Annotated in this window: 2 protein-coding genes and 2 pseudogenes; 3 read left to right on the top strand and 1 reads right to left on the bottom strand. The window is 60.5% G+C overall.

Going from position 1 to position 3,636, the window contains the following annotated elements:
• The 3 genes and pseudogenes from Q7T36_RS08550 to Q7T36_RS08540 form a co-directional block, all read left to right on the top strand.
• Positions 1–189, top strand: a pseudogene (locus tag Q7T36_RS08550) (nuclear transport factor 2 family protein); the annotation flags it as partial.
• Positions 186–821, top strand: coding sequence for a hypothetical protein (locus Q7T36_RS08545; RefSeq protein WP_304846631.1), 636 nt, complete (start codon positions 186–188; stop codon positions 819–821). The pseudogene Q7T36_RS08550 and the gene Q7T36_RS08545, both read left to right, overlap by 4 nt.
• 2 nt (positions 822–823) lie before the next feature.
• Complete coding sequence (locus Q7T36_RS08540; protein ID WP_304846628.1) at positions 824–3,163, top strand: bifunctional diguanylate cyclase/phosphodiesterase; 2,340 nt, start codon at positions 824–826, stop codon at positions 3,161–3,163.
• A gap of 48 nt (positions 3,164–3,211) precedes the next feature.
• On the opposite strand, the pseudogene Q7T36_RS08535 reads toward Q7T36_RS08540, so the two are convergent.
• Positions 3,212–3,636 (bottom strand): annotated as a pseudogene (locus Q7T36_RS08535) (peroxidase); the annotation flags it as partial.

The following is a 3,636-nucleotide window of genomic DNA, read 5'->3' as shown; positions in this document are numbered from 1 at the left end:
GGCAAGCCGCGTCCGGCCGTATTCAGCAAGCTGGAGGCCTTTGCGCACCCAAAGGGCACCACAGTAGAAGCCAAGGCAGAGTATGGCGGCACGCCGGCGGTCAAGGTTTTGCACGTGCTCACCTATCGGGATGGAGACCTTGCCACTGAAATCTGGCAGATCGCACCCGCTATCCAGCTTGCGCCGTGACCCGTGCCATTGCGGCCGGGATTGCAGCAGTCCTGTTTATTTGCGTCAACGCGGTTGCAGGAGGCCTTGAAGCCACGGTCTCGACGCCGGCGGGCAAACCGGTGGAAGATGCCGCCGTTGTCCTTGAACCGGTTTTGGGCGTCGCTCTCAAGTCCCGCAAGATGGCGAGCATCGAGCAACGCGATCGCGAATTTATGCCGTATGTGACGATTGTCCAGACGGGAACGCTGATCGAGTTTCCCAACCACGATCCGGTCAAGCATCACGTCTATTCCTTTTCACCCGCCAAGCGTCTCGAAATCAAGCTCTATGCCGGCAGGCTGGTACAACCGGTGCTTTTCGACAGGCCCGGAGAGGTGGCGCTGGGATGCAATATCCACGACTGGATGGAAGCATATGTCCTGGTTGTGAACTCGCCTTATTTCGCCAAGACCGGCAGCGATGGCAAAGCCCTCATTCGCAATGTTCCCGCAGGCCACTACCGGGTGCGGGTATGGCACCCGCACCAGAAAGCAGAAGGTCCACTGCGCGACATCGAGATTGGTGGCATCACGGCCCGGCTGGAACTGATCTCCGATGTGACGCCACGCGTTTTAAAACCGAAGCCGCCGGTTGAATCCGATACGTATTAGCCATGATCCGGCGGTCTCTTCAACAGCGCATCGTCGTCGTTTTTGTGGGACTGCTGGTCCTGGTCATGGCGCTGATCATCACGCTTGTGACCAGCAGCAACAAACGGATTGTTGCCAGCGAGGTGACGCGGGAGCTTGCGGCCGGCACCCATGTATTCAAGCGCCTGATTGAGCAAAACCAGCGCCAGCTGGAAACTGCCGCAACGGTGCTGTCCGGGGATTTTGCTTTTCGCGAGGCCATTGCCACACAGGACCAGTCAACGGTGCGCTCGGTCATCCGCAATCACGGGCTGAGGATAGGCGCCCAGGTGATGATTGTGATCAATCCCGACGGATTGCTGATTGCCGATACCCAGCAAGGAGCCGCCTCGCCCGGTTCATTCCAGTTCCAGGACCTGCTTGCAAGCGCTCAGTCGGCGGGCAAGAGCGCCGGATTCAGGCAGATGAAGGACGGGTTTCTTTACCAGATCGTGATCGTGCCCATTCTGGCCCCGAAGCTCATCGCCTGGGTGGCCATGGGGTTTCAGGTGGATGACCTGTGGACACGCGGCCTGTCAGAAGTGACCGGGCTGACGGTGAGCGTCATCCGCCACCGGGGGTCGAAGGCGACGCTGCTTGCATCGTCGCTCGACAATCCGGGGCGTGCAGCGCTGGCCCAATCCTTGCCCGCACCATCAGGCGACGCCACGGAGGAATTGTCCATCGGCGAAGAGCATTACCGGACCTTGCAAATACCGCTCGGCCACGAGGTCTCGGTGTTGCTTCAACGCTCGTTGGAGCAGGCGCAGGCCCCTTTCCATTCATTGCAGACCGTGTTGCTGATTGTCGTTCTGGGAGGGACGGCCGTATTCACGGTCGGCAGCATCATGCTGGCGCGCAGAATCGTTAAACCAATCAATGAGTTGTCGGTCTCGGCGCGGCGCATCGAGGCTGGCGATTACACACAGCCCGTACCGCGACTACCGTCCGATGAAATCGGACAACTCGCGAAGAGCTTCGATCACATGCGCGAGCGGATCGCCAGCCGCGAAGAGAAAATCCTCCGGCTCGCGTACGAAGATGCACTGACCGGTCTGCCCAACCGGACCCGTTTTCTGGAGGTGCTCGACCAGTTGCCCGCCGGTGGCTGCGGCGCCGTTGCGGTGCTTGATCTCGACCGCTTTGCCTTGATCAACAATGCCCTGGGTCATCCGGTGGGGGACCGCCTGTTGGTCGAAATAGGTGTGCGCCTTAGTCAGATCACACCCGCCCCCAACTGTGTTGCACGGCTTTGGGGTGACGAGTTTTCCTTCCATCTGGACGGGGCCGACAAAGGCACAGCGACCGCCTTTGTGCAATCGGTATTCGACAAATTGCGCGATCCAATCACGCTGGAAGGCCAGCGACTGGATGTTGGCGGTAGCCTTGGCATCGCTCTGTATCCGCAGGATGGCCGGGATGCCGGCACGCTGCTCAGGCGTGCCGAGCTGGCGATGGCTGCGGCCAAGCGGCGCCATAACGGCTTTGCCTTCGCTGCCGACATCGGCGACGAGCCTGCACACGAGCAGTTATCCCTGATCGGAGAGATGCGCGAGGCACTGGTTCGCCAGGAGTTCGTGCTCTACTACCAGCCCAAACTGGATATGACCAGCGGAGAAATCACAGGAGCGGAAGCGCTGCTGCGGTGGCGGCACCCATCGCACGGGCTTATTCCTCCGATACGCTTCATTCCATTTGCCGAACAGACGGGATTCATCCGCGAAATCACGCCCTGGGTCCTGGAACGGGTTGTTGAGCAGACGGCGCACTGGTACCGCGAAGGACTGTCGATCGTCGTGTCCGCCAATCTTTCAACACTCGACATCTTGAACCTGGAACTGGTTGCTCATGTTCGTCGGTTACTGGAACAGCACCAGCTCCCGCCAGGCAATCTGTGCCTTGAAATTACCGAGAGTGCACTGATGGAGGAGCCGGAACTCGCGCTGGCGCACCTGAGCGAACTGTCGTCGCTCGGGGTCAAACTTTCTATCGACGATTACGGCTCGGGCCAGGCATCGCTTGCCTACCTGAAGACCTTGCCGGTCGACGAACTGAAAATCGACCAGTCATTCGTGACCGCGGTTGCCGATTCGCCCAAAAATGCCGCTATCGTCCATTCCACGATCGTACTTTGCCACGCGCTGGGGCTCACGGTGACCGCCGAAGGCGCGGAAACACCCAGCGACCTGTCATGGCTGGCTGGCCACGGCTGTGATGTGGCCCAGGGTTACGGCATCGCCCGGCCGATGCCGGCGGATGACTTTCCCGGCTGGATATCCGCATTCAGGACACACTCCGCGGCCGACCTTGCCATGTCAACTTAGGAGTCTCGCCAGCCACCTGGCGATCGCCGGAGGCAACCGGCCCGAAGATCACGCCGGCTGCTTGACGATGCGCAGATAAGGCTTGGGCGCCTTCCAGCCCTGCGGGAACAGCTTCTTCGCCTCCTCGTCGGACACTGAGCCGGCGATGATCACGTCGTCACCCGGCTTCCAGTTCACCGGCGTGGCAACCTTGTACTTGGCCGTCATCTGCATCGAGTCGAGCGCGCGCAGGATCTCGTCGAAGTTGCGGCCGGTGGTCATCGGGTAGGTCATCATCAGTTTGATCTTCTTGTCCGGGCCGATGATGAAAACCGACCGGACGGTGGCGTTGGTGGCCGCCGTGCGGCCCTCGGCTGTACCAGGCTCCTCGGCGGGCAGCATGTTGTAGAGCTTGGCCACGTTCAGATCGGTGTCACCAATCATCGGGTACTTTGGCAGATGGCCTTGCGTCTCCTCGATGTCGCTGGCCCAGC

This window comes from Fluviicoccus sp. (genome assembly GCF_030646115.1).
In the GTDB taxonomy this organism is placed as follows: domain Bacteria; phylum Pseudomonadota; class Gammaproteobacteria; order Pseudomonadales; family Moraxellaceae; genus Fluviicoccus.
The sequence above is the reverse complement of the archived record's forward strand: the minus strand, read 5'-3'. Positions and strand labels throughout refer to the sequence as shown.

Coding starts and splice junctions, on each gene's coding strand:
- Q7T36_RS08540 (WP_304846628.1), top strand. CDS start 824: ATGATCCGGCGGTCTCTTCAACAGCGCATCGTCGTCGTTTTTGTGGGA.